Raw genomic sequence first — 21,881 nt, 5'->3', positions numbered from 1 at the left:
CTAATGGACGTACAGTCGGGACTGTGCACGCCTTCCCGGGGCGGGTCTCGAACGGCGGAGGCTCAGCATGTTCATCACCTCGGCGGTGTCTACGTCCGATCTCGACGAAGCCCGTCAGCGCTTGGGCGACATCTACTGCCCGCACCGGATCGCACCGGGCCCGAGGTCGGACGCGAGCGAGTTCTTCTGCCGCCAGACCGGACACGGATGGCCCGGGCTGGCCGCCTTCGACCTGCAGTACGGGGGGCGAGAGGTCGTCGTCGATCCCGTGCCCTTCGACGACTTCGTCCTGGTCACGCGCCCGCTGCGGGGCCGGTTCGGCGTCACCGCCCAGGGGAGCGGCGAGGGCCGGGGAGCGGAGACGTCCTCCCATGCGATCGTCACGGACCCCTATGGCTGGCACCAGCTGCGCTGGCGCGACGACTGCCGTGTGATCAACCTCGTGTTCGAGCGCTGGACGGTTGAGAAGATCGCCGCCGAGGTATGGGGGCAGGACGAACCGTGTCCCGTGCGGTTCGAACTCGGCCCGCCGCGCCGAGGAGGGGCGGCGATCCGCTGGGAGTCCGTCTCCCGCATGCTGTGGTCGGAGCTGAGAGTCGGCAAGGCAAGCCCCGACGGCGCGAGTCTCACCGACAGCCCGCTGCTCAGGGATGCTCTCGTCCGGCTCGGTGTCTCCGCGCTCCTGGAGGCCTACCCGCATTCGCTGCAGCGCGTGCGGGACAACGCCGGGGCGGATACGGCCGCGCCGACCGCGGTACGCCGGGCCAACGCCTTCATCGAGCTGAACGCCGACCGGGACATAGGACTGGCCGAGGTTGCCGAGGCGGCTCGACTGAGCGTGCGCGGTCTGCAGGCCGCCTATCACCGACACGACCTCGGCTCCCCGATGCGGCAGCTCAAGGAAGCGCGTCTACGGCGCGCCCGCACCGAGTTGCGTACGGCGAATCCCGGGACCACCACGGTGAGCGCGGTCGCCGGCCGATGGGGCTTCACCAATGTGGGGCGCTTCGCTGCCGACTATCGCCGGATGTTCGGGACCACGCCCGGCCGGGACCTCGCGGGGGAGTGAACTACTTCCCCCAGAGCGGGCCCGCGGAGCCGCCGCGGGCGGCTGCTGCCAGTTCGCTGGTCGACTGGTGAAGCCGCCCGCTCCGCCGCCGCTGAAAATGTTTCTCCGCCGTGCCGACGCCCGCGTGGACCCAGTGACCCGGGCGTCTGCGGAGCGGTTGCTGGAGACACTGCCACTGCAGGGATGAGGCGGTCTTGACCCGCCGCCTCAGAGCACGACGTCGAGCCGGGCCGGGCGGCGGACCATGGCACGTGGTGCCGGCTGCCAGGAGTAGTCCGGGGCCAGACGCATCCCCGGGAAGCGTTCCGCCAGCCCCTCGACCAGCAGACGCGTTTCCAGGCGGGCCAGTGGTGCGCCCAGGCAGGTGTGGATGCCGTACCCGAACGTCGCCAGTGTCGCCTGCCCCGGCTCGCGGTCGACCGAGAACGTGGCCGCGTCGGCGCCCCAGGCGTCCTCGTCCAGGTTCGCCGACTGGAGGCTGAGCACGACCCGGCTTCCGGCCGGCACCGGGCAGCCGGCGAACTCGCTTTCCGCCGTGGCGGTGCGCAGCACGTACTGCAGGGGCGCGTCGTGGCGGAGCGACTCCTCGATCGCACGCGGGATGAGCGTGCGGTCGTCGACGATCCCCTGCCAGCGATCCCGGTCGACGAGCAACTGGTAGAGCAGGTTGGTGATGAGGCTTCCGGTGGTGTCGGTGGACGCGAGGATCAACTGGATGCAGTGCATGATGATCTCGACCGGTTCGAGCGGGGTCTCGTCGGGCTGCGGATGCACCAGCCCGTCGAGGACGCCCGTCCCCGTGGGAGCGGCGGCAGCCCGGGTGGCGACCAGTTCCCCGAGGTAGCCGGCCAGGGCCGCCATCTCCGGCATCTCCAGCGAGACCTGGGGGAAGTGGTCGTTGACGACGTCGGCCCATTCCTGGACGCGGTCCCAGTCCTGCTGGGGAAGGCCCAGGAAGGCGTACACGGTACGGGCGGGGATGGCGCGGCCGAGCGTCGACCACACTTCGACCGGCTGCCCGGGGCGCAACTGATCGAGGGCGTCGGACACGATGCCGCGGATGCGCGGCTCCTCCCGGCGCAGCTTGGCGGGCGCGAACCAGCGCCGGAGGCGGGCGCGCAGCGCGGTGTGGTCGGGGGGATCCAGCATCGTGATGGGCGTGGCGGGCAGAGCCGCCGTACGGGTACCGGCCTCGAGGACGAAGTTGTCCTCCGAGGAGAGGGTGTCCGGGCGCTGCAGGGCCTCCGTCACGTCGGTGTGCCGTGCGACGACGAACACGCCGGGCCGTGGCTGGGACACCGGACAGCGCCTGCGCGCCTCGGCGAGTTGCGCGATGGGGTCTGCTGCGGTCAGGTCCAGGGGGTCGTACGGGCTGTTGCCGGTGGCCGGGGTGGTGGGCATCGTCGGCTCCTTCCCTCGGGTGGTGATGTTGCGTTGGGCGTGTGGGGTACGGGGCTCATGTACCGGACGGGGCCGCGACGGGCGCTCCGGCGCCGAGGCGCTTGAGTTTGACGATGGGCAGCCGGTGGTTGACGGCGACGGCGGTGGCCGTGCCGTCGTCGTGGGTCCACCGCAGCAGCGCGCTGCGGTCGTCCACCGAGCCGGCCAGGACCTCGGGCGCCCCGGTCAGCGGCAGCTCGCCGCTGATCTTGATGTCCAGACCGGACTGTTCGGTCCAGAAGTAGGGGTCGGGGCGATAGGGCCGTGCCTTTTCTCCGTGCAGCAGAGCGGCCGCGGCCGCCCGGCCCTGCTCGACCGCGTTGGTCCAGTGCGGCGTCCGGCGGCCGTGACGGGAGACGACGTCGCCGGCGGCGGCGATACCGGGGGCGACGAGGCATCGCTCGTCCGCCACGAGGCCGCCGTCGGCTGCCAGGGGCAGGCCCGAGTCCTCGAGCCAGGAGGTGTTCGGCACGTCTCCCACCGCGCAGACGATCACGTCGGCCGTCAGGACCGACTCCCCGCAGCGCAGGGTGTGCTCATCGAGGAGGGTGACGCCGTCCGGCGCGACCCGGACCCCGATGCCGTGATCGCGGGCAGTCGCGACGGCGAGATCGGACAGCCACGGCCCGAGCAGCCGGAGCAGGGGCGGCACGAGGTCGACGACGGTGACCTCCAGACCGAGCGTGCGGCAGGTCGTGGCGACCTCCATGCCGAGGAAGCCGCCGCCCAGCACCATCGCGCTCCGTGCGGTGGCCAGCCGGGAGGCGACGACCCGGGCGTCGTCCAGGGTGCGGACGACCAGGCCGGAGCCGCCGTCGAGCCGGCGGGCCCGCGCACCGGTGGCGACGACGAGTCCTTGGTAGGGGACCCGCGTGCCGTCGGCCAGCGTCACCACCCGGGCACGGGGGTCGAGTCGCGTGGCCCGTGCCCCGGTACGGAACTCGATGTCGTCGCCCGGTTCCGGGAGCAGGGCCGATTCCACGGGTTCACGGCCGGCGAGGATGCCCTTGGACAGGGGAACACGTGAGTAGGGCCGGTGCGCCTCGTCGGACAGGACGGTGACCTGGCCGTCGAATCCCTCGGCGCGCAGGCTCTGCGCCGCCGTCAGCGCGGCGATGGAGCCTCCGACCACGACGATCCGCCTCACGGCTGGACCTTCAGAGCCGCGACAGGGCACACCCGCACGGCGGCCGCGACGGAACTCTCGTGCTCCGGACCGACCTTGTCGCGGGTCAGGTGCAGTTCACCCTCGTCGTCGAGGCGGAACACCTCGGGCGCGGTCTGCTCGCACAGGCCGTGTCCCTCACAGCGGTCGAAGTCGACCAGGATCCGGGTCATGTCACTGCTCTTCCGTGCGTACCGTGACGGGGAGCGAAGCAAGCCCCCGGATCACGTTGTTGAGCTTGCGGACCGGCTCGCCGACGAGGTCGATCGACGACACACGCCGTACCAGCGCGCCGAGGACCGCGTTCGCCTCGATGCGGGCCAGGCCCTGGCCGGCGCAGCCGTGGACGCCGTAGCCGAGGGCGACGTGGTCGACCGGGTTGCGCCGGACGAGGAACTCCTCGGGCCGCTCCCACTTGCGTTCGTCGCGGTTGGCGGAGGCGTAGGACATCAGGACCTTGCTGTCGGCCGGAATGGTGATGCCCTCGATGTCCACCGGCTGGGTGGTGCGCCGGAAGAAGCCCTGGGCGGGGGATTCCAGGCGCAGGGACTCCTCGAAGGCCGGGCCGATCAGGGACGGATCGGAGCGCACCTCCTGGTAGGCCTGTGGATGCTGAGCGAAGAGCAGGATCGTGTTGCCGAGGCCGTTGATCGTGGTGTCCATGCTGGCGATCACGTAGGCGGACAGCAGCGGGATCACGGACGCCGCCTCGATGTCTCCCCGGTCCGCGGCCTGGTGGATGGCGGCGGCCCAGCCGTCCGGGTGGAGGTTGTCCGGCACCATCACGGTGTTGAGGTACTCGAACATCTGGCTGACGAAGGGGAGGGAGGCCTGCGTGCGGGCGTTGAACGGTCCGAAGGTGTTGAACGCGGCGTCCGCGAAGGACAGCAGCGGTTCGCGCGCCTCCTCGGTCAGCCCGATCAGGTCGGCCACGACCGTCACGGGGAACACCGCGGCCAGGTCCGTGACGGCGTCGAAGCCGCCCTTGGCCACGGCGGTGGCGACCAGCTCGTCCCCGAGCTCCAAGATGCGGGTGCGCATCTTCGCCAGGGCCTTGGGCGCGAGTTTCTCGGAGAGCACCGCCCGCAGCCGGGTGTGATCCGGTGGGTCGCAGGCCAGCACGGTGCCTTTCATCAGGGCATTGAACTGGTCCTCGTAGCCCACGCCGTACGCGGAGGAGAACCGTTCGTGATCGGCCAGGGCGGCCCGCACGTGTTCGTAGCGCGGAAGGACCCAGGCGTCGTATCCGGTCAGCCGCACGGCGGGGCCGGCGTCGCGCAGTTCGCGCAGGGCGGGATACGGATCGTGGAGCACGTCGTCGGCGAACAGATCGATGCCGGACGTGGGCACAGGCAATGTCGCTTGCATCAGCAACTCTCCCTTGAGTCGCTCGTGCCGCGACGGGCTCAGGGGCAAGGGGAAGGCCCGGGCGCGGCATGAGGATGTTTGCAGCGAAGCCGACAAATGTGAGTGGAGGCTCACGTCGGTGCTGAGCAAAAGCTCACAGACATGAGGCGTCGCGTCAAGCCCTGCGCACGGGCATCGGCGGTGGGAAATCGAAACGCCGCCCGGGTGCGGACGGGCGGCCTGGCGCGTCCGGGCGCGCCGCAATGTGCAGGTCAGGGGCTCTGAGGCGGGCTCAGGAGGTAGGAGACGACAGCCGTCTGGAGGTGGCTGCGCAGTTCATGCCAGGGCAGCGGACGGTCGGACTCCATCAGCTCGCCCTGGGTGATCCGGTGGGCGATGGTCGCGTACGTCAGGCGGTAGGCGAAGTCCAGCGCGGCCGCGCGGTCCGTGTGCGCGACGGGGACGTGGGCCAGCGCCTCGGCGAAGCGGCGGTTGCCCTTGACGCTGGCCTGTGAGCCTTCCGTGCGCACCGCCTCGTGCCGGGTGCCCAGCAGGAAGAAGACGCGCAACAGGGCCTCGTGGGCCTGGAACGCGTCGGTGAACGCGCCGACCGCTTCGGCGACCGCCACGGCCGGGTCGCGCAGGATGCGCAGTCGCTCCATCGACACGCGCTGTCTGATCTCGGCTTCCAGGTTCTCGGTGAAGGCGTGCTGGATGGCCAGCAGCAGTCCTTCCTTGTCACCGAATCTGCGGTAGACGCTGCCCACCGCCATTCCGGCCCGTTCGGCCACGGCGGCCACGGTCAGCGCGTCGACTCCGCCCTCTTCGAGCAGGGCGTACCCGGCTCGGAGGATGTCCTGCTGCGATCGGCGGCTGCGTTCTTGCAGGGCCGGGGGCCTGTGGGTCGGGGACTCGGTCACGCACGCATTTTATCGATCAGCCTCTTGACGGCCATGTTGCCGGCGTGTGAACCTCGACTCGCATTCAATGTGAATTAAAGCTCACATATGGATCTTGGGCGATCTTTCCGGCGCCCGCTTCCGACCTTCCGTTCTTCCGTTCTTCCGTTCCACCTCACCCTCGCAACGGCGCGGGACGCCTCCGGAGGTGCTTTATGGCCCCTATCTATGACATCGCCGTCGTCGGCTACGGACCGACCGGCCTGACCGCCGCATCTCTGCTGGGCCGGCTCGGCCACCGCGTGGTGGTGTGCGAGCGGTGGCCCGGCCTGTACGGGCTGCCCCGGCTCACCCACATCGACGACGAGGCCGCCCGGACCGTCCAGGCGGCGGCCGATGTCGACGAGGCGCTGCGCGACTCGTCGACGTGCCATTACCTGTGGGTCAACGGCAAGGGCGACACGCTCGTGAACATCCCCGCCAACCCTGACGGCTTGATGGGCTATCCGGACCACCTCTCCATGTACCAGCCGGACGTGGAGAGCGCGATCGACAAACGACTGCGCGGCTACGGCACCGTCGACGTCCGCCAGGGATGGGCCGTTACCGGCATCGAGCAGGACGACGAGGGCGTCGCCCTGCGGCTGCGCGGCTGGAATGCCGAGGCGACGACGGCGGACGGCCCGCACGACGAGGTCCGGGCCCGCTACGTGATCGCCGCCGACGGCAGCCGCAGCGGTGTACGCGAGCTGCTCGGAGTCGAGCGCCAGGACCTGGGCTTCAACGAGCGGTGGGTCAACGTCGACACCGAGTGGCTGCGCCCGCAGCCGCCGGAGTTCGCCTACGGCACGCAGTACTGCGACCCGGCGCGCGGTCACATGACCATCAACATCGGCCACACCCGACAGCGCTTCGAGTTCGCCCTGCTCCCGGGGGAGACCAGTCAGGACATGACCACCCCGGAGGCCGCCTGGCGGCTGCTGCGCCAGTACCACGACCTCGGCCCCGACGACCTGCGCATCACCCGCCAGCTGGTGTACGCGTTCGAGGCCCGCATCGCGAGCCGCTGGCGGACCGGCAGGGTCTTCCTGGCCGGCGACGCCGCCCACACCATGCCGCCCTACCTCGGTCAGGGTGCGTGCAGCGGCCTGCGCGACGCCGCCAACCTCGCCTGGAAGCTGCACGCCGTCCTCGGCGGCCAGGCACCGGACACGCTGCTGGACACCTACGAAAGCGAGCGCCGCCCGCACGTCACCGCCCTCACCCACGCGGCGATCGCCCTCGGCAAGGTCGCCAACACCCACGACGTCGAAGCCGCGGCGGCCCGGGACGCGGCCTTCTTCGCGGGCAAGGTGCCCCCACCGCCGCCGTTCCCGCCGCTGGACAACGGCGTGCTGCGGGCGGGCACGAGCGCACCGGTCGGCACCCTCACCCCGCAGGGGCGGATCCGTCTGGCCGACGGGCGCACCGGACGGCTCGACGACCTGACCGGGTTCGGCTTCGTCCTGGTCGCCGCCGAGGACCCCACCGCCGCCCTCGGCCCGGAGCGGCTCGCCCTGCTTCAGCGCCTGGGCTGCGCCGTGATCGCCCTGGACACCGTCGAGGACCTCGACGGCCGGCACAGCGCGTACCTCCGGGAACTCGGCGCGGCGGCCTACCTGGCGCGCCCCGACTTCGTCCTCTTCGGCACGGCAGCCGACAGCACGGACCTCGGCGCACTGGTCGACGACCTCGCCTCCGCGCTGACCGCGGGCGTCGAGGCAGCGGCATGACGAACGAGAACCCTCGGACGCCGGTGCTGTCACCGCTGGCCGCGGCCCAGCACCGGGCCATGCCCTTCACCCGGCTGGTCGACTGCGGCATGGACCACGCCGATGCCCGTCGGCTGCTCGCCGACACCACCGCGGGGATGCGGTGGCAGGACTCCGCCACGACCCTCGCGGAGACCCAGCTGGAGCGCGCCGGCCGCGCCGAGGCGGCCGGCCATCGGACCACGGCGCGCCAGGCGTACCGGTTCGCCTCCGCCGCGTTCATGTTCGCGCAGATGGCGTACCAGGCCGACACCGCGGAGAAGCGGGAACTGTACGAGCGCCACACCGCGGCGACCATGTCCGCCGCCGCCCTGCAGTCCCCGCACACGCCACTCATGGAACGGGTCACGGTCCCTCACCGCGCCGGCACCCTGGGCGGCTGGCTGTGCCGACCCGCCTCCGGCAAGGTCCACGCCACCGTCATCGTGTGGGGTGGGCTCAGCGGCTGGGGAGCGGCCTACCTGCCGATCGCCGAGGCATACACGGCACGGGGCCTGGCCTGCCTGCTCGCGGAAGGTCCCGGCCAGGGCGAATCCCGGCTGGCCCACGGGCTGTACGTCGATGAGCGCGTGACCGAGGGCTTCGCCCGCTTCGTCGACCTGGTCGAGGCCGATCAGCGTCTCGACGGCCCCATCGGAATCCAGGGCATGAGCTTCGGCGGCCTGTTCGCGGCCCACCTTGCCGCCGCCGACCCGCGCGTCGCCGCTGTCGTGGTGAACGGCGCCCCTGCTGCTCCGACAGTCCCCGAATTCCGCACCGCCCGCGAGCAGTTGGCCGCCGTGGTCGGCACCGACGACCTGGGGCGTGTCGCCGAGGTCATGGACGGCCTGCGCTTCGACCCGGCCAAGCACCGGATCGGCTGCCCACTGCTCCTGCTGCACGGCGGCCAGGACCCCCTCGCCCGCTACGAGGACCAGCAACCCTTCCTGCAAGCCGCCGACCCCACCGCGGCGACCCTCCGCAGCTGGCCCGACGGCGAGCACACCCTCTACAACCACGCCGTCGAACGCGACGCGTTCACCGCCGACTGGTTCACCGACCAGCTCGTCCTCACCACCGGCAGTAAGAACCGCTAGGGCCCTGCTGATGGACTTCACCGTCGAGACCGCGACCGCGGCCGTGGTGGAAGCCAAGGCGCTAGGTGTCGGCCAGCAGGCCCCGTGCGAACTCGTGCGCCGGCTCCTCCAGAGCGCGCCGGAGTTCGAAGAAGAGGTCCGCCGCCGTCGTGCCGGACCACGTGGCAGGGAGGAGGGTGCCGGGCAGCCCGGGGTCGAGGTAGGGGAAGCGTCGCCAGGCCGTCAGGACGTGGACGTAGTCGACGAACGCGTCCCGGGGCGACGTCGTGTTCTTCTCGGCCTCGGCCAGGCGTGTCACCATCGGCGTGAACTTGGCGACGAACTCGTCGTAGAGTCCCTGAAGCGCTTCCAGGTCCCACCAGCGACTGACCTGTTCGGCGGGGTTTCCGAAGGCCACGTAGTCGCCGCGGAAGAGGTTGACGTACTGGTCCAGGCCGTGTCGGAGCAGGTGGTCGCGGGTGTCGTCGAGCGCGTGGGCCGGAGCGATCCACACCCCCGACGAGACCGTGCCGAAGCCCAGCCATGCCAGCCGTGACCGGAGCTGGTGGCGATGCTGCCGCTCGCTCTCCGGCACCGAGAAGACGGCGATGACCCAGCCGTCGTCGGGGGCGGTGTGGCGCTCGAAGATGCGGCGGTCGCCGGTTTCCAGGACGGAGCGGGCATACGGCGAGAGTGCGTAGCCCGCCCTGCCGTCCCGCCGCTCCGACACCAGGATCTCGCGGCGCTTGAGCCGGTGGATGGACGAGCGGACCGCCTGGGCGTCGACGCCGAGTTCGGCGAGCAGCCGTATCAGGGTGCTCACACCGATCCAGCCGCCGACCTCGCGCGCGTAGAGGCCGTAGACCGTCACGATCAGGGATCGCGGTGGTGCCGCCTGAGCCGGGTCGTCGTCGAGGAGGTCGCTCGTAGTCACGAGTGCAGGATTTTACTGTGTTCGCCCGGCTGCCTCCGGGGACGCCCCTGCTGTCAGCGCCGTGCGCCAGGCGGCCGGCCATGGTGTGCTGCCGCCCGCCTCTTTGTCGGGGACGTGCACGGTGACGTAGCTGCCCCGGGCGGCACGTCGGTGCGGCCCGCTGTCGGCGGCCTCCCGCCACACCTCGAAGGCGAAGGTCATCGAGGACCGGCCGAGGCGGACCAGCTCGATCCGGGTCGTTACCTCCTCGCCGAACCGGAGGGACGCCTCGAACTCCACCTCGTAGCGCACTCTGGGCGCAACCGGGAAGTAGCCGGGGATGCCGTGCCCGCGCATCAGCGCGGCCTCCGCCGCCTCGGCGTACCGCACGACGGTGGTGTTGTGGTAGATCCCCGCGGCGTCGGTGTCCACCCACTCCACGCGGGAGCGATGGACAGCGGACGGGTGGACCGGGTCGCTCATCGGGTCGTCCGGCTGGGCGTCCACCGCAGGTGGACGGCGTCCCGGGGGGTGTCGCGCAGCAGCGCGAGGCGCGGGCGGACCGCGTCCGTGCGTGACGTCGGCGGCTTGCGGCGGCCGGCCGCGAACTGAGCCGGCCACTCGGCGCCCGGGCCGCGGTACTCCTGTTCGGCGGCCGCCTGCAGGGTCCACTGCGGGTTGTAGAGGTGGGTACGGCCGAGCGCGCACAGGTCGGCGCGGCCGGCCAGCAGGATCGAGTTGACGTCGTCGTACGACGAGATCGCGCCCACCGCGATCACGGCCGCGCCCGCCGGGGCGGCGACCTCGTGCCGGATCCGGTCGGCGAACGGGGTCTGGTAGGAGCGGCCGAAGGCGGGCTTCTCGTCCTTGGTGACCTGGCCGGAGGAGACGTCGATCGCCGCCGCCCCGTGCGCGGTGAACGCCCGGGCGATCTCGACCGCGTCGTGCTCGGTGTTGCCGTCCGGGGACCAGTCGGTCGCCGAGATACGGACCGTCACCGGGCGGTCGGCCGGGAAGGCGGAGCGGACCGCGTCGAAGACCTCAAGGGGGAAGCGCAGACGGTTCGTCAGTGCGCCGCCGTACTCGTCCGTGCGGTGGTTCGCGACGGGGGAGAGGAAGGAGGACAGCAGGTAGCCGTGGGCGGCGTGCACTTCGAGCAGGTCGAAGCCGGCCTCCGCGGCCCTGCGCGCGGCCGCCGCGAAGTCGGCCACGACCGCGTCCATGTCCTGACGGGTCATCTCGCGCGGCACGTGGCAGCCCGCGCCGTAGGGCAGCGGGGACGGGCCGACGACCTCCCAGTTGCCCTCGTCGAGCGGCTGGTCGATGCCCTCCCACATCACCTTGGTCGAGCCCTTGCGGCCGGCGTGCCCCAGCTGGAGCCCGATCTTCGCCGTGCTGCGCGTGTGCACGAAGGAGGTGACCTCGGCCCACGCGTCGCGCTGGGCGTCGTTCCACAGGCCCGTGCAGCCCGGGGTGATCCGTGCCTCGGGTGAGACGCAGACCATCTCGGTCATGACCAGGCCCGCGCCGCCGAGCGCCTTGGAGCCCAGGTGGACCAGGTGGAAGTCGTCCGGTATGCCGTCCACCGCCGAGTACATGTCCATCGGGGAGAGGACGATCCGGTTCTTGAGCTCCAGAGGGCCGATCGAGAAGGGCTGGAACATCGCGGGAACGGCCTCCGTTTCCGGTAGCCCCTGGGCCTTGGCGAAGCCGCGCTCGATCAGCTCGGCGAAGCCGGGGTCGCGGTCCTTGAGGTTGTCGAAGGTGATCCGGCGGGAGCGGGTGAGCAGGTTGAAGCAGAACTGTGCGGGGTCCTGGCCGGCGTACCTGCCGATGTTCTCGAACCACTCCAGCGAGGCCTGGGCGGCGCGCTGCGTGGACTCCACCACGGGCCGGCGTTCGGTCTCGTAGGCGGTCAACGCCTCGGCCACGGTGGGGTGTTCGTGCAGGCACGCGGCGAGCGCCAGGGCGTCCTCCATGGCCAGTTTGGTGCCGGAGCCGATCGAGAAGTGCGCGGTGTGGGCGGCGTCGCCGAGGAGGACCACGTTGTGGTGGTGCCAGCGCTCGTTGCGGACGGTGGTGAAGTTGAGCCACTTCGAGTTGTTGGTCAGCAGGGCGTGACCGGCCAGTTCCTCGGCGAAGATCTCCCGGATCCGCGCGACGGCCTGCTCGTCACAGGCCCCGGGCGGGAACTCCGTGCCCTCTGTCGCGTCGAAGCCGGCGCGGCGCCATACGTCCTCCGCCATCTCGACGATGAAGGTCGAGCCGGAGTCGGAGTACGGGTAGCCGTGGATCTGCATGGTCCCGAACTCCGTCTGCCTGACGAAGAACTGGAAGGCCTCGAAGACCCGGTCGGTGCCCAGCCACATGTACTTGTTCGTGCGCCGGTCCAGGTCGGGGGCGAACGCGTCGGCGTACTTGGTCCGTACGGCCGAGTTGAGCCCGTCCGCCGCGACCACGAGGTCGTGGGACTCGCGCAGCGCGTCCACGTCCGGTGCGGTGGTCCGGTAGTGCACCGTGACGCCGAGCCCGGCGGCCCGCTCTTGGAGGATACGCAGCAGGTCCTTGCGGGACATGGCCGCGAAGCCCTGGCCGCCGACGGTGAAGGGGTGCCCGTTGAACTCGATGTCGATGTCGGTCCACCGGGCGAAACGGTTCTCCATCGCGTCGTGGACGACAGTGTCGGCGTTCTCGATGCCCCCGAGTGTCTCGTCGGAGAAGACGACACCGAAGCCGAAGGTGTCGTCGGGGGCGTTGCGCTCCCAGACGGTGATCTCGTGGGCGGGGTCCAACTGCTTCATCAGGGCGGCGAAGTAGAGCCCGCCCGGGCCGCCGCCGACGATCGCGATCCTCATGCGTTGTTCTCCTCGTTCGCCTTCTCGATCAACTGGCGCAGCAGGTAGTGCTGCAGCTTCCCGCTGGTGTTGCGGGGCAGGGCGTCGGTGAAGCGGACCGCGCGCGGGTACTTGTACGGCGCCAGCTGGGTCTTGACGTAGTCCTGGATGTCCCTGGCCTTGGCGTCGTCACCGGTGACTCCCTCGCGCAGCACGACGAAGGCGCACACGACCGAGCCGCGCTCGGGGTCGGGCTTGGCGACCACCGCGGACTCGACGACGTCCGGGTGTGTGTCGATCGCGGCTTCGACCTCAGGGCCTCCGATGTTGTAGCCGGAGGAGACGATCATGTTGTCGGTGCGGGTGCGGTAGTAGAAGTAGCCGTCCTCGTCGCGGACGTAGGTGTCGCCCGTGACGTTCCAGCCGCCCACGACGTAGTTCTCCTGGCGCCGGTCGTCGAGGTAGCGGCAGCCGACCGGGCCGATCACGGCCAGCCGCCCTTCGACACCGGGACCGAGTTCCTCACCGTCGAGGCCGAGGATGGTGGCGCGGTAGCCGGGGACCGGTCTTCCGGTCGCTCCGGGACGGATCTCGTCACCGGCGGCGGAGATGAAGATGTGGATCATCTCGGTGGCCCCGATGCCGTCGATGACCTTGATCCCGGTCCCGGCGTGGAGCTGCTTCCACACCTCGTCGGGTATGTGTTCCCCGGCGCTGACCGCGGTGCGCAGGCCGCGCAACCGGTCGGCCTTGTCCGCCTTGAGGATCTGCTTGTACGCCGTCGGCGCGGTCGCGAGGACGGTGACCCCCGTCTCGGCGACGAGGTCGGCGAGGGGCTCCGGCGCGACGGCCTCGGTCAGCAGTGCGCACGCGCCGGCGCGCAGGGCACACACGACGAGGATGCCGAGGCCGAAGGTGAACGCGAATGGCGCGGTGCACGACACGAGGTCGTCGGGCCGCACCCGGAGCGTGTGCCGGCCGAAGGTGTTGTCGATGGACAGGATGTCGCGGTGGAAGTGGGTGGTGATCTTCGGTACGCCGGTGCTGCCCGAGGTGGGCCCGAAGAGGGCCACGTCGTCGGCCGCGGTGTCGACCGCGGCGAACTCTGTCGGCTTCACCGCCGCCCGGCGCGTCAGATCGTCGGGTGCGTCACCGCCGTACGCCACGATCATGAGGTCCGGCACAGCGGTGTCTCGTACGGCCTCGACGTCCTGCGTGAACCGGTGGTCGACCAGTGCGATCGCCGGGCGGGTCTTTTGCGCGATCGGGGTGAGTTCGCGGGCGCGCAGTGCCGCCATGGTCGTCACGACGATGCCGCCGGCCTTGAGCACGCCGAGCCAGGCCGCGACGGTCCACGGGTTGTTCGGGGAGCGCAGGAGCACCCGGTTGCCGGGTGTCAGGCCGAGGTCGTCGGTGAGCACATGGGCGATCTGGTTGGCGCGGCGGCGCAGTTCGCCGTAGGTCCACACCTCGCCCTCCGGCGTGCGCAGCGCGGCGCGGTCGGGGCCGAAGGTGTCGGCGGGTATGTCGATGATCTCGGTGGCGGCGTTGAGGCGCTCGGGGTACTGGAGTTCGTCCGTGGTGAACTCCAGGACCGGCCACAGGTGGCGTGCCGGGAGGTGGTCCCGGGCGAACGTGTCCGGGTAGGCGGAGGGCGCGAGGTCCATCGGGGTTCCTTTCTGCCGGGTCCCGTGCACGGGTGCGGATCGTGCAGGGGGAAGGGGTTCAGGAGGCGTCTGCCTGGGTCCTGTGCACCGGGTGCGGGCCGTGCAGAGGGAAGGAGTTCAGGAGGTGGTGCGGATCAGGCCTTCCTGGACGACGGTGGCCAGATGGACTCCGGCGGCGGTGAAGAACCGGCCGGTGGCCAGACCGCGGCCGGACTCGGCGGCGACGGCCTCCTGGGCGTACAGAAGCCAGCCGTCCATCGGGCCGGGCCGGTGGAACCACATCGCGTGGTCGAGGCTGGCGGTGACGAGTCCCGGCCGGGCCCAGGCCAGACCGAGCACCCGCAGGACGGGTTCGAGGATCGTGTAGTCGCAGACGTAGGCGAGCGCGGCGAGATCGCGCTGGGCGTCGGTCAACCCGTCGACGGACCCCAGCTTCTCGAACGGCCTCAGCCACACGGCCTGTTGGGGCGCTTGCTCGCCTTCGACGGTGAGGTAGACGGGCCCGGGGACGTGCCGCATGTCGAAGCTGCGGCCGCCGCTCCAGTACGCGTGCGAGGCGTCCGTCATCGTGCCCCGAGGCGCCTCGGGAGCCGTGTTGGAGAGGTACGAGGCCGAGCTGGGCAGCTCCTCGGGGGCCGGGACACCCGCGGGCGGCTCGGCACTGTACGTCGCCGAACCCGGCTCGCCCGCCGCGAAGTTGGCGAGGCAGACGTAGACCGGCTTGCCGTTCTGGAAGCCGCGGACCTGCCGGGTGGCGTAGCCGCGGCCGTCGCGCAGGAGCTCCACCTCGTAGCGGACCTCGGCGCCGATGTCGACCGGCCGCAGGAAGTAGGAGTGTGTCGAGTGCAGCGTCTTGCCCTCGACCGACCTCATGGCGGCGGCCGCGGCCTGGGCGACCATGTCACCGCCGTACGCCTTGGGCCAGGGACAGGGCTGGGTGGTCGCGGTGAAGGCGCGGTCGTAGTAGTCGGGTTCGGCCGGCTTCAGCGTGACCGCCGCGGCGAAGACCGCGGACGTCGGCTCCGTCCCGGCCGTCATCGGTTCAGCCAGTCGCGCAGGTCGGCGTCCGCGACATCGGGCAGGTTGACGACGATGTTCTCCGGCGTCCGGGTGGTCATCCAGGTCAAGGGCTTGGAACGCGAGAGGTTGCACTCGATGTGCGGCATGAACGGCGGTACGAAGACCCAGTCGCCCTCCGCCATGTCCACGTAGTCCTCGAACTTCTCGCCGAAGTAGATGCGCGCCCGGCCCGACAGGACGTAACCGCCGGTCTCCGCCTCGCCGTGGTGATGGGTCACCGAGCGGTAGCCGGGCTCGTTGCGCACCTTTCCGAACCACAGCTTGGTGGCCGGTGTGTGCTGGACGGACACGCCGGAGACGCGGCTCGCGCCGGCGGACTGGCCGGTGGTGCCGACTTCGAGGCCGCCGCGGGTCACGACCGGGACGACCAGGCCGGACGGGTCGGCGTACATCGAGTTGTCGCCCTCCAGTACGTACTTGGAGAGATCGGGTTCCATGGTCAGCTCCTGGGGTCGGTGAGGCGGAGGCGGTTGCGGAGGGTGCCGATGCCGGGGATCTCCGTCTCCAGAAGATCGCCGTCGGAGAGAAAGACCGGCGGGGTCATGCCCATCCCCACGCCACCGGGGGTGCCGGTCAGTACGACGTCGCCGGGGCGCAGGGTGGTGAAAGTGGAGACGTAGGAGAGCAGGTCCGCCGCGTCGAACACGAGGGTGCGGGTGTTGCCGCGCTGGCGTTCGGCGCCGCCCACGCGGCAGATCACCTCGACGCCGGCGACCGGGTCGAGCTCGTCGGGGGTGACGACCAGCGGGCCGAGCGGGGTGGTCCGGTCCCATGCCTTGCCCTGGAACCACTGCAGGGTGCGCCGCTGCCAGTCCCGCACGCTGACGTCGTTGGCGACGGTGTAGCCCGCGATGGAGCGTGCGGCCAGGTCCCGGTCCGCGCCGGTGAGCTCGGCGCCTACGACGACTGCGAGCTCCGCCTCCCAGTCCACGTCGAGGCCCTTGGGGAGGACCAGGTCGTCCTCGGGGCCGGTCAGCGTGTCGGCGTACTTGGCGAAGAGCGTGGGGTGGGCCGGCAGCTCACGGCCCATCTCGGTGATGTGGTCGGCGTAGTTGAGGCCACAGCACACCACCTTGCGCGGGGACGGCAGCGGCAGCACCGGTACGGCGCCGGGCAGCCCGGCCCCGGCGAGGCCCGCGAAGCGGTCGGGCGCCGTGGTGGCCAGCAGCGCGGAGAGGTCGTCGGCCGGCAGGGCCCGCCAGAGGTCGCCGTCGAGGACGGCGGCCGTACGACGGCCGCCGTGGACCACGGTGGCGAGCTTCATCGGAGTTCTCCCTGGGGCTGGGGCTGGGGCTTTGGAGCAGCTTTATAGCGAGATTTTCACGACCGTCGAAAACAGTCAATAGATGAGTTACGCTGATCGCACCCATCCGTCCCAGGAGGTACGCGCACATGACTCCGATCCCGGTGAACCCGCCCTCGCTCCCCGTACCGAGTGGCTACTCGCACGGCACTCTGAGCGGCAACACGCTCCACCTGGGCGGACAGACCGCGCTGGACAAGAACATGCGGATCGTCCCCGGCGGCATCGTCGAGCAGTTCCGGCAGGCCTTCGACAACGTCCTCACCACGCTGCGCGCCGCCGGCGGGATCCCCGAGGACCTGGCGAGCATCACGCTCTTCCTCACCGACGTCCCCGACTACCAGGCCCACGGCAAGGAGATCGGGAAGGTCTGGCGCGAACTCGCGGGCCCGGTCTACCCGGCGATGGCCGGCATCGGCACGACCGCGCTCTGGCAGCCGGAGGCGATGATCGAGATCCTCGGCGTCGCGGTGATCCCGGACGAGCGGCTGATCCGCCCGGAGAGCTGAGAAAACCGAGGTCGTCGCGTACGGCATCGCCGAGCGGCCGCGCCGGGCAGCAGGTGGGACAGGAGTCGCCGACCGCCCCTGTCCCATCCGCACCCGCACCCGGCAGGCCTCCGGCGCGCGCCGGAGGCCGTGGATCACGGCCGTCCGGCCTCGACGATCTTCTCGGCGAGAAGGGCCGGGTTGCTGAGCATCACCTCGTGGCTGCCGGGTATCTGGACCAGCCGGTACATCCCGAGGCGGCTGGACATGCGCGGGTGCCAGGCCCACTCCCCGGGCGGGAGGGCGATGTCCTCGGTGCCGTTCAGGTAGGACCTCGGCGTCTCGAGGGCGTAGAACCGGGTCAGATCGAGCTTGTCCACGAACGGCTGGAACGGCTCCGACGACAGCTGCTCGTACGTGCTCCTGGCGGTGTCGAGATCGACGTCCTGGATGAAGGCCTCGCGCCAGATCGGGAACGGCATCGTCACGGTGTTGTCGTCGGACGCAGCCGCCAGCTGCGTGAACAGGGCGCGGTAGTGCGGGGGAACCTCGTCGAGCAGGCAGTTGCCCGGCTGGGGCACGAACGCGTTCCAGAAGATCAGTCTGCCGATCAGCTCGGGAATCTCCTCCGCGACCCTGGCGATCACGGTGCCGCCGAAGGAATGGCCGAGCAGGACGATGTCGCTGAGGCCCTCGCCCTTGACGAAGTCGACGATCGAGGCCACGCAGTCGTCGTGGTCCACCGCCTTGTCGACGCCCTTTCCGTGTCCCGCGATCGTCGGGCCGTACGCGGTGTGGCCCAGCTCCTCGAGCCTGTCGATCACCGGCTTCCACAGTGCGCCGTCGTGCCAGGATCCGTGAACCAGGACGAAGGTGGTCATGGCAGCTCCTCTCCTCGTGCGCGAGCCCCTCGGGTCCGCGGTGCCGCGGACCGGTCGCGCTGTCATGTCCCGCCACTGTGGAACGGCACGATCTGGTGCTCCAGCCCGGATACGCGGACACTGGCCGCAGGACGCGGGTGAGAAGAGATGCGGATGACCACTCGGGCACGGACGCTCCTCGACACGCGTGATCTCGCTGAGGCGCAGACGCGCGTCGCGGCCAGCTACTGCCCGCACGAGCTCACCGTGACCCGCCGGCCGGTGGACTTCCATGCCGTGCAGACGGAGGCCCTCCTCGGTGAGGTCGCTGTGCACCAGCTGTCCTACGGCGCCGACGTCGAGGTCGAACCGACCCCGCTGGGGAACTGGGTCCTGGTCTCCACGCCCCTGCGCGGTGCCCTGACGATCAGGTCGGGGCGGACGGAGCGGACGCTGACCGTCGGCGACTCGGTGGCCATCGACCCGTACCGCCCGTTCTCCCTGAGCTGGGAGGCGGGCTGCCGACTGCAGACCGTCAGGCTGCCCCGTCACCTCGTGGACGAGGCCGGGGAGTCGGCCGGCCTGGCGTCCGGCAGTACCGTCAGGTTCGGACTGGGAGGACCGTTGACGCCGGCGGGCGCCCGCAGCTGGCTCGCCGTCGTCGCCCTGCTCCGGCACGAGGCGACCGAACAGGGTCAGTTCACCCGTTCCTCGCTGCTGACGTCGCAGCTCATCCGGATGCTGGCCGCGGCGCTCGTGGGCACCCACCCCGTGGTCGACGCCGACGAAGGAGGCCGGCCCGGCAGCGTCCTGCCGCGAGGACTTCGCAAGGTGATGGAACTCGTGGAGCGGGAACCCGAGGCCGAGCTCTCGGTGGCGGTGCTGGCGGCGGCGGCCTCCTTGAGCCCGCGCACCCTTCAGGAGGGGTTCCGAAGGCATCTGGACATGACGCCGATGGAGTTCGTCCGCGACGTCCGGATGGCACGCGCGCACGAGGCGCTCGCGCAGGCCGACCCGCACAGCGGAACGAACGTGGCGCAGATCGCCTACCAGTGGGGCTTCGGCAACCTGGGCCGTTTCGCCCGCGACTACCGGAGCCGCTACGGTCAGCTGCCGTCGACCACGCTGCGGACCTGAGCCGTCATGGCCCCGGCGGGCGAGGCCGCCTTCAAATTCCGTTGAATGAAAGACGGCTTTGACGTGGCCTCCGTCCCTCACCAGCATCGACGTGCCGCGCTCTCTTACGACGTCATCGTCCGTCCACATTTCTCACCGTGTGTGGCCAGCCCGGCAGCGTGGCGAACAACGTTGTTCCGCACCGAGAGGGGCTCCGCATGACGACCCAGAGCACCGTGCCGCAGATCGGGCACTGATCGACGGACGATTGTCGGCCGCCGATCACCGGAACGCGTACGATCCGGGGCGACTCGACGAGGTCGTCGCCCGCGTGGCCGTCGGTACGGCGGAGGACGTGGACCGCGCGGTGCACGCCGCGCACAGGGCGTTCCCGGGCTGGCGTGACACGCCCGTCGCCGAGCGTGTCCAGAAACTGCTGGCCGCCGCGGAACTCGTCGCGGGCAGCGGCGAGGAACTCGCCCCGTTGCTCGTGCGCGAGCACGGCGGTGTGCTCGGGGAGGCGCAGACCGACTTCGCCCTGGGCACCGGAGTGCTCCAGCACGCGGCGAGCCTGGTCGAGGAATTCCTTCGTCCCGTCCAGTTCGACGACGAGCAGAGCTTCATCAGCGTGGAGAAGGTCCCCCGGGGTGTCGCGGCGGCGATCGTGCCGTGGAACATGCCCGTGGTCCTGACGATGGGGAAGCTCGCGCCCGCGCTGGCCACTGGTAACACGCTCGTGCTCAAGCCGTCGCCGTTCGCCCCGGCCGCTCTGACGCTTCTGCTGCACAAGATCGCGGACACCCTGCCGCCCGGGGTGCTCAACGTGGTCCACGGCGAGGGCGACGTCGGGGCCGCGCTGTGCAGCCACCCGCTGGTACGGAAGGTGGCGTTCACCGGCGGCACCGCCACCGGCCATGAGGGCGGCGCCCAGCGGATCGTCGCCCTCGAGCAGCATTCCCAGGATCGCCCAGTCCGCCACGAACGAGCCGGAGGAGTACGGCCAGCGGCCGCTGACGACGTACCCGCCATCGACGCGCTCCGACTTGCTGCCTGCCGCGAAGACGCCGCACACCTTGGCCCGCGGGTTCGCTCCGAAGACCTCCTGCTGCGCCTGGTCCGAGAACGTCGAGGCGAACCCTGTGCCGTTCATCAACAAAGTGGTGAGCCATCCCGTGGACCCGTCACCACGGGCGACCTCGGCGACGACGTCGACCGCGGTGCGGATGCTCGCATTGGTGCCGCCCCAGCGCTGGGAGACGAGCAGGTGGAACAGCCCGGCGTCCTCCAGCGCCCGCACCACCTCGGGCACCACGCGCCGGGCCTCGGCGCCCTGCGCGGCGTGCTCGCGGACGAGGGGGACGAGCTCCGTCGCGCGGGCGACGACCTTGGCGTCAGGGGTCGATATGTCAGTGATCGGAGCGAGCGATGACTGTGTCACGTGAGACCTCCTTGGTCACGGTCAACGAACATCGGCGTTGATGTCGCTGACTCCGCCCAGCTTGGAGAGTCCGGGAAGAGGGGCGCAATGAGCAGGAAATTCACCGGGACCATGCACCGTATGCATGACGCCGATCGACTCCCACTTCGGCGGTTGGCGGTGCGTCAGTCCGCGAAACGTTCCGGACCGGCCGGAGGCTGAGGGACCGCCCTGCTCGCCACGAACCTCAGGAAGCGCCGAGCGGCGCGGCCGCTCGGGCCGTACTGGCGCGCCACCGCGCCGTAGGACCGGAACGCACCCTCATCGCTGAGCGGGATGCTCCGCGTCGTGGAGACGTGACCGGGTTGCGGGGCCGGCACCAGGCCGACTCCCATTCCGGCGGACACCAGCGCACGGAGCGTGGAGAGTTCGGTCACCTCGATCTTGATCCGCGGGGTGAGGCCGGCCTCCCGGAACAGCCGGTCCGTGACGTGCCGCAGCCCGTATCCGACCTTGAGCGCCACCATGGGCTCGTCGGCGAGGTCGGCGACGGCGATCTGGCCGCGCCCCTCGAACTCGTGCCCCGGCGGCACGCCCAGGCACAGCACTTCACGCCCGAGCGGGACCCACTCGACATCATCGGCGACCGGTCGGGGGGCGACGAAGCCGATGTCGACACGGCCCTTGCGCACGTCGTCGACGACGGCGTCAGCGGCACCGCCGCTGAGTTCGAAGGACGTGCTCGGGGCGATGTCGCGATAGAGGGTCAGCAACTCCGGTACCAGCCACCCGCCGAAGGAGTGGACGAATCCGAGCGACACCACCCCTCGCTCCGGGTCGACGAGAGTGGTGATCCGCTCCTCGCCCTGCGCGATCTCGTTCATCGCCCGCACGGCATGGGCCCGGAAGAGCTCGCCGTACTTGTTGAGGTGCAGCCGGTTCTGCTGCCGGTCGAAGAGCTGGACACCGAGCTTGCGCTCGAGCCGCGCCAGGGCCCTCGACAGGGTCGGCTGGCTGATGTGCAGACGCGCGGCCGCGATCGTCACGTGCTCGGTCTCCGCCAGGGTGACGAACCAACCGAGCTCGCGGAGTTCCATGGGCCGGATCATACGGCGGATGCATTGAGCCGGACGAGAGGCCGTCGGCGGTCGACCGATAGCCACGATGCATCGATGGGCTCAACAGGCTGTATTTGATGTACGGGGAGTACGGGCGGAGGCTGAACGACACGGTGCCGCGGATGCCCCGCATCCTGGCCGGCACCGGGCGCGCGCCGGCGCCGCAGTACACGTAGGCCCCGGAACTACGTAGCGGATACGTGTTCGTCCCAATGCGGGAGCCAGGCGGAAGGCGGAGGGTGGAGCTTCATCTACCGGCCCTCATGCGGAAAAGAGGTGACCACGATGCTCGGTCGGGA

General features: G+C 70.6%; 20 protein-coding genes. 5 read left to right on the top strand and 15 right to left on the bottom strand.

Annotated elements, in window-relative coordinates:
* Positions 1-67 precede the first annotated feature (67 nt).
* Positions 68-1,069 carry an AraC family transcriptional regulator gene (locus tag Q4V64_RS06280; protein WP_124445935.1) on the top strand — a complete coding sequence of 334 codons (1,002 nt, stop codon included), beginning with the start codon at positions 68-70 and terminating at the stop codon, positions 1,067-1,069.
* 207 nt (positions 1,070-1,276) lie between these two features.
* Here the strand turns inward: Q4V64_RS06280 and Q4V64_RS06275 are convergent, their stop codons facing one another.
* The 5 genes from Q4V64_RS06275 to Q4V64_RS06255 all read right to left on the bottom strand — a co-directional run bounded on the left by Q4V64_RS06275 (position 1,277) and on the right by Q4V64_RS06255 (position 5,941).
* Complete coding sequence (locus tag Q4V64_RS06275; protein ID WP_124445934.1) at positions 1,277-2,470, bottom strand: cytochrome P450; 1,194 nt, start codon at positions 2,468-2,470, stop codon at positions 1,277-1,279.
* A 55-nt stretch (positions 2,471-2,525) separates the two neighbouring features.
* Positions 2,526-3,656 (bottom strand): FAD-dependent oxidoreductase, encoded by a 1,131-nt coding sequence (locus Q4V64_RS06270; protein WP_124445933.1) that lies wholly within the window; start codon positions 3,654-3,656, stop codon positions 2,526-2,528.
* Positions 3,653-3,847 carry a ferredoxin gene (locus Q4V64_RS06265; RefSeq protein WP_124445932.1) on the bottom strand — a complete coding sequence of 65 codons (195 nt, stop codon included), beginning with the start codon at positions 3,845-3,847 and terminating at the stop codon, positions 3,653-3,655. The genes Q4V64_RS06270 and Q4V64_RS06265 overlap by 4 nt, the downstream gene beginning before the upstream one ends.
* A 1-nt stretch (position 3,848) precedes the next feature.
* Positions 3,849-5,042 carry a cytochrome P450 gene (locus Q4V64_RS06260; RefSeq protein ID WP_253267610.1) on the bottom strand — a complete coding sequence of 398 codons (1,194 nt, stop codon included), beginning with the start codon at positions 5,040-5,042 and terminating at the stop codon, positions 3,849-3,851.
* Between the two features lie 251 nt (positions 5,043-5,293).
* The gene (locus tag Q4V64_RS06255; protein WP_124445931.1) at positions 5,294-5,941 is read right to left on the bottom strand and encodes a TetR/AcrR family transcriptional regulator; all 648 of its coding nucleotides are present in this window, start codon (positions 5,939-5,941) and stop codon (positions 5,294-5,296) included.
* 194 nt (positions 5,942-6,135) lie between these two features.
* Between Q4V64_RS06255 and Q4V64_RS06250 the strand changes: the two genes are divergently transcribed.
* Positions 6,136-7,692, top strand: a complete 1,557-nt coding sequence (locus Q4V64_RS06250; protein ID WP_124445930.1) for a bifunctional 3-(3-hydroxy-phenyl)propionate/3-hydroxycinnamic acid hydroxylase — start codon at positions 6,136-6,138, stop codon at positions 7,690-7,692.
* On the top strand, positions 7,689-8,807 hold the full coding sequence (locus tag Q4V64_RS06245) for an alpha/beta fold hydrolase (protein WP_253267609.1): 1,119 nt from the start codon (positions 7,689-7,691) through the stop codon (positions 8,805-8,807). Before Q4V64_RS06250 ends, Q4V64_RS06245 begins: the two co-directional genes overlap by 4 nt.
* A gap of 61 nt (positions 8,808-8,868) precedes the next feature.
* On the opposite strand, the gene Q4V64_RS06240 is transcribed toward Q4V64_RS06245, so the two are convergent.
* From Q4V64_RS06240 to Q4V64_RS06210, 7 genes are all read right to left on the bottom strand, one after another.
* Positions 8,869-9,720 (bottom strand): PaaX family transcriptional regulator C-terminal domain-containing protein, encoded by an 852-nt coding sequence (locus tag Q4V64_RS06240; RefSeq protein ID WP_124445929.1) that lies wholly within the window; start codon positions 9,718-9,720, stop codon positions 8,869-8,871.
* Positions 9,721-9,732: 12 nt separating this feature from the next.
* Complete coding sequence (locus Q4V64_RS06235; RefSeq protein WP_303709115.1) at positions 9,733-10,182, bottom strand: thioesterase family protein; 450 nt, start codon at positions 10,180-10,182, stop codon at positions 9,733-9,735.
* Entirely contained in the window at positions 10,179-12,554 is a 2,376-nt protein-coding gene (locus Q4V64_RS06230) for a bifunctional salicylyl-CoA 5-hydroxylase/oxidoreductase (protein ID WP_303709114.1), read from the bottom strand. The genes Q4V64_RS06235 and Q4V64_RS06230 overlap by 4 nt, the downstream gene beginning before the upstream one ends.
* A complete protein-coding gene (locus Q4V64_RS06225) occupies positions 12,551-14,200 on the bottom strand; it encodes an AMP-binding protein (protein WP_124445825.1) in 1,650 nt (549 codons plus the stop codon). Before Q4V64_RS06225 ends, Q4V64_RS06230 begins: the two co-directional genes overlap by 4 nt.
* Before the next feature lie 117 nt (positions 14,201-14,317).
* On the bottom strand, positions 14,318-15,238 hold the full coding sequence (locus Q4V64_RS06220) for an acyl-CoA thioesterase domain-containing protein (protein WP_124445824.1): 921 nt from the start codon (positions 15,236-15,238) through the stop codon (positions 14,318-14,320).
* Positions 15,235-15,717, bottom strand: a complete 483-nt coding sequence (locus tag Q4V64_RS06215) for a cupin domain-containing protein (RefSeq protein ID WP_124445823.1) — start codon at positions 15,715-15,717, stop codon at positions 15,235-15,237. The genes Q4V64_RS06220 and Q4V64_RS06215 overlap by 4 nt, the downstream gene beginning before the upstream one ends.
* Before the next feature lie 2 nt (positions 15,718-15,719).
* Positions 15,720-16,544: a fumarylacetoacetate hydrolase family protein gene (locus Q4V64_RS06210; protein WP_124445822.1), complete on the bottom strand. Its 825-nt coding sequence runs from the start codon at positions 16,542-16,544 to the stop codon at positions 15,720-15,722.
* A gap of 128 nt (positions 16,545-16,672) precedes the next feature.
* Between Q4V64_RS06210 and Q4V64_RS06205 the strand changes: the two genes are divergently transcribed.
* On the top strand, positions 16,673-17,092 hold the full coding sequence (locus Q4V64_RS06205; RefSeq protein ID WP_124445821.1) for a RidA family protein: 420 nt from the start codon (positions 16,673-16,675) through the stop codon (positions 17,090-17,092).
* 134 nt (positions 17,093-17,226) lie between these two features.
* On the opposite strand, the gene Q4V64_RS06200 is transcribed toward Q4V64_RS06205, so the two are convergent.
* Entirely contained in the window at positions 17,227-17,952 is a 726-nt protein-coding gene (locus tag Q4V64_RS06200) for an alpha/beta hydrolase (RefSeq protein ID WP_124445820.1), read from the bottom strand.
* A gap of 153 nt (positions 17,953-18,105) precedes the next feature.
* Between Q4V64_RS06200 and Q4V64_RS06195 the strand changes: the two genes are divergently transcribed.
* The gene (locus Q4V64_RS06195; protein ID WP_216377767.1) at positions 18,106-19,068 is read left to right on the top strand and encodes an AraC family transcriptional regulator; all 963 of its coding nucleotides are present in this window, start codon (positions 18,106-18,108) and stop codon (positions 19,066-19,068) included.
* 112 nt (positions 19,069-19,180) lie between these two features.
* Here the strand turns inward: Q4V64_RS06195 and Q4V64_RS06190 are convergent, their stop codons facing one another.
* Both Q4V64_RS06190 and Q4V64_RS06185 read right to left on the bottom strand, forming a co-directional pair.
* The gene (locus Q4V64_RS06190; RefSeq protein WP_216377766.1) at positions 19,181-20,485 is read right to left on the bottom strand and encodes an acyl-CoA dehydrogenase family protein; all 1,305 of its coding nucleotides are present in this window, start codon (positions 20,483-20,485) and stop codon (positions 19,181-19,183) included.
* A 164-nt stretch (positions 20,486-20,649) separates the two neighbouring features.
* The gene (locus Q4V64_RS06185; protein ID WP_124445818.1) at positions 20,650-21,561 is read right to left on the bottom strand and encodes a LysR family transcriptional regulator; all 912 of its coding nucleotides are present in this window, start codon (positions 21,559-21,561) and stop codon (positions 20,650-20,652) included.
* Positions 21,562-21,881 lie beyond the last annotated feature (320 nt).

The organism is Streptomyces sp. NL15-2K (assembly GCF_030551255.1).
In the GTDB taxonomy this organism is placed as follows: domain Bacteria; phylum Actinomycetota; class Actinomycetes; order Streptomycetales; family Streptomycetaceae; genus Streptomyces.
Note: the sequence above shows the minus strand (reverse complement) of the source record. Positions and strands in the feature narration are given on the sequence as shown.

Excerpts from the sequence above, each read along its gene's own strand:
- Q4V64_RS06250 (WP_124445930.1), top strand. The coding sequence starts at position 6,136 with ATGGCCCCTATCTATGACATCGCCGTCGTCGGCTACGGACCGACCGGC.
- Q4V64_RS06215 (WP_124445823.1), bottom strand. The coding sequence starts at position 15,717 with ATGGAACCCGATCTCTCCAAGTACGTACTGGAGGGCGACAACTCGATG.
- Q4V64_RS06235 (WP_303709115.1), bottom strand. The coding sequence starts at position 10,182 with ATGAGCGACCCGGTCCACCCGTCCGCTGTCCATCGCTCCCGCGTGGAG.
- Q4V64_RS06220 (WP_124445824.1), bottom strand. The coding sequence starts at position 15,238 with ATGACGGCCGGGACGGAGCCGACGTCCGCGGTCTTCGCCGCGGCGGTC.
- Q4V64_RS06230 (WP_303709114.1), bottom strand. The coding sequence starts at position 12,554 with ATGAGGATCGCGATCGTCGGCGGCGGCCCGGGCGGGCTCTACTTCGCC.
- Q4V64_RS06210 (WP_124445822.1), bottom strand. The coding sequence starts at position 16,544 with ATGAAGCTCGCCACCGTGGTCCACGGCGGCCGTCGTACGGCCGCCGTC.
- Q4V64_RS06185 (WP_124445818.1), bottom strand. The coding sequence starts at position 21,561 with ATGGAACTCCGCGAGCTCGGTTGGTTCGTCACCCTGGCGGAGACCGAG.
- Q4V64_RS06225 (WP_124445825.1), bottom strand. The coding sequence starts at position 14,200 with ATGGACCTCGCGCCCTCCGCCTACCCGGACACGTTCGCCCGGGACCAC.
- Q4V64_RS06280 (WP_124445935.1), top strand. The coding sequence starts at position 68 with ATGTTCATCACCTCGGCGGTGTCTACGTCCGATCTCGACGAAGCCCGT.
- Q4V64_RS06200 (WP_124445820.1), bottom strand. The coding sequence starts at position 17,952 with ATGACCACCTTCGTCCTGGTTCACGGATCCTGGCACGACGGCGCACTG.
- Q4V64_RS06195 (WP_216377767.1), top strand. The coding sequence starts at position 18,106 with ATGACCACTCGGGCACGGACGCTCCTCGACACGCGTGATCTCGCTGAG.
- Q4V64_RS06245 (WP_253267609.1), top strand. The coding sequence starts at position 7,689 with ATGACGAACGAGAACCCTCGGACGCCGGTGCTGTCACCGCTGGCCGCG.
- Q4V64_RS06260 (WP_253267610.1), bottom strand. The coding sequence starts at position 5,042 with ATGCAAGCGACATTGCCTGTGCCCACGTCCGGCATCGATCTGTTCGCC.
- Q4V64_RS06265 (WP_124445932.1), bottom strand. The coding sequence starts at position 3,847 with ATGACCCGGATCCTGGTCGACTTCGACCGCTGTGAGGGACACGGCCTG.
- Q4V64_RS06205 (WP_124445821.1), top strand. The coding sequence starts at position 16,673 with ATGACTCCGATCCCGGTGAACCCGCCCTCGCTCCCCGTACCGAGTGGC.
- Q4V64_RS06275 (WP_124445934.1), bottom strand. The coding sequence starts at position 2,470 with ATGCCCACCACCCCGGCCACCGGCAACAGCCCGTACGACCCCCTGGAC.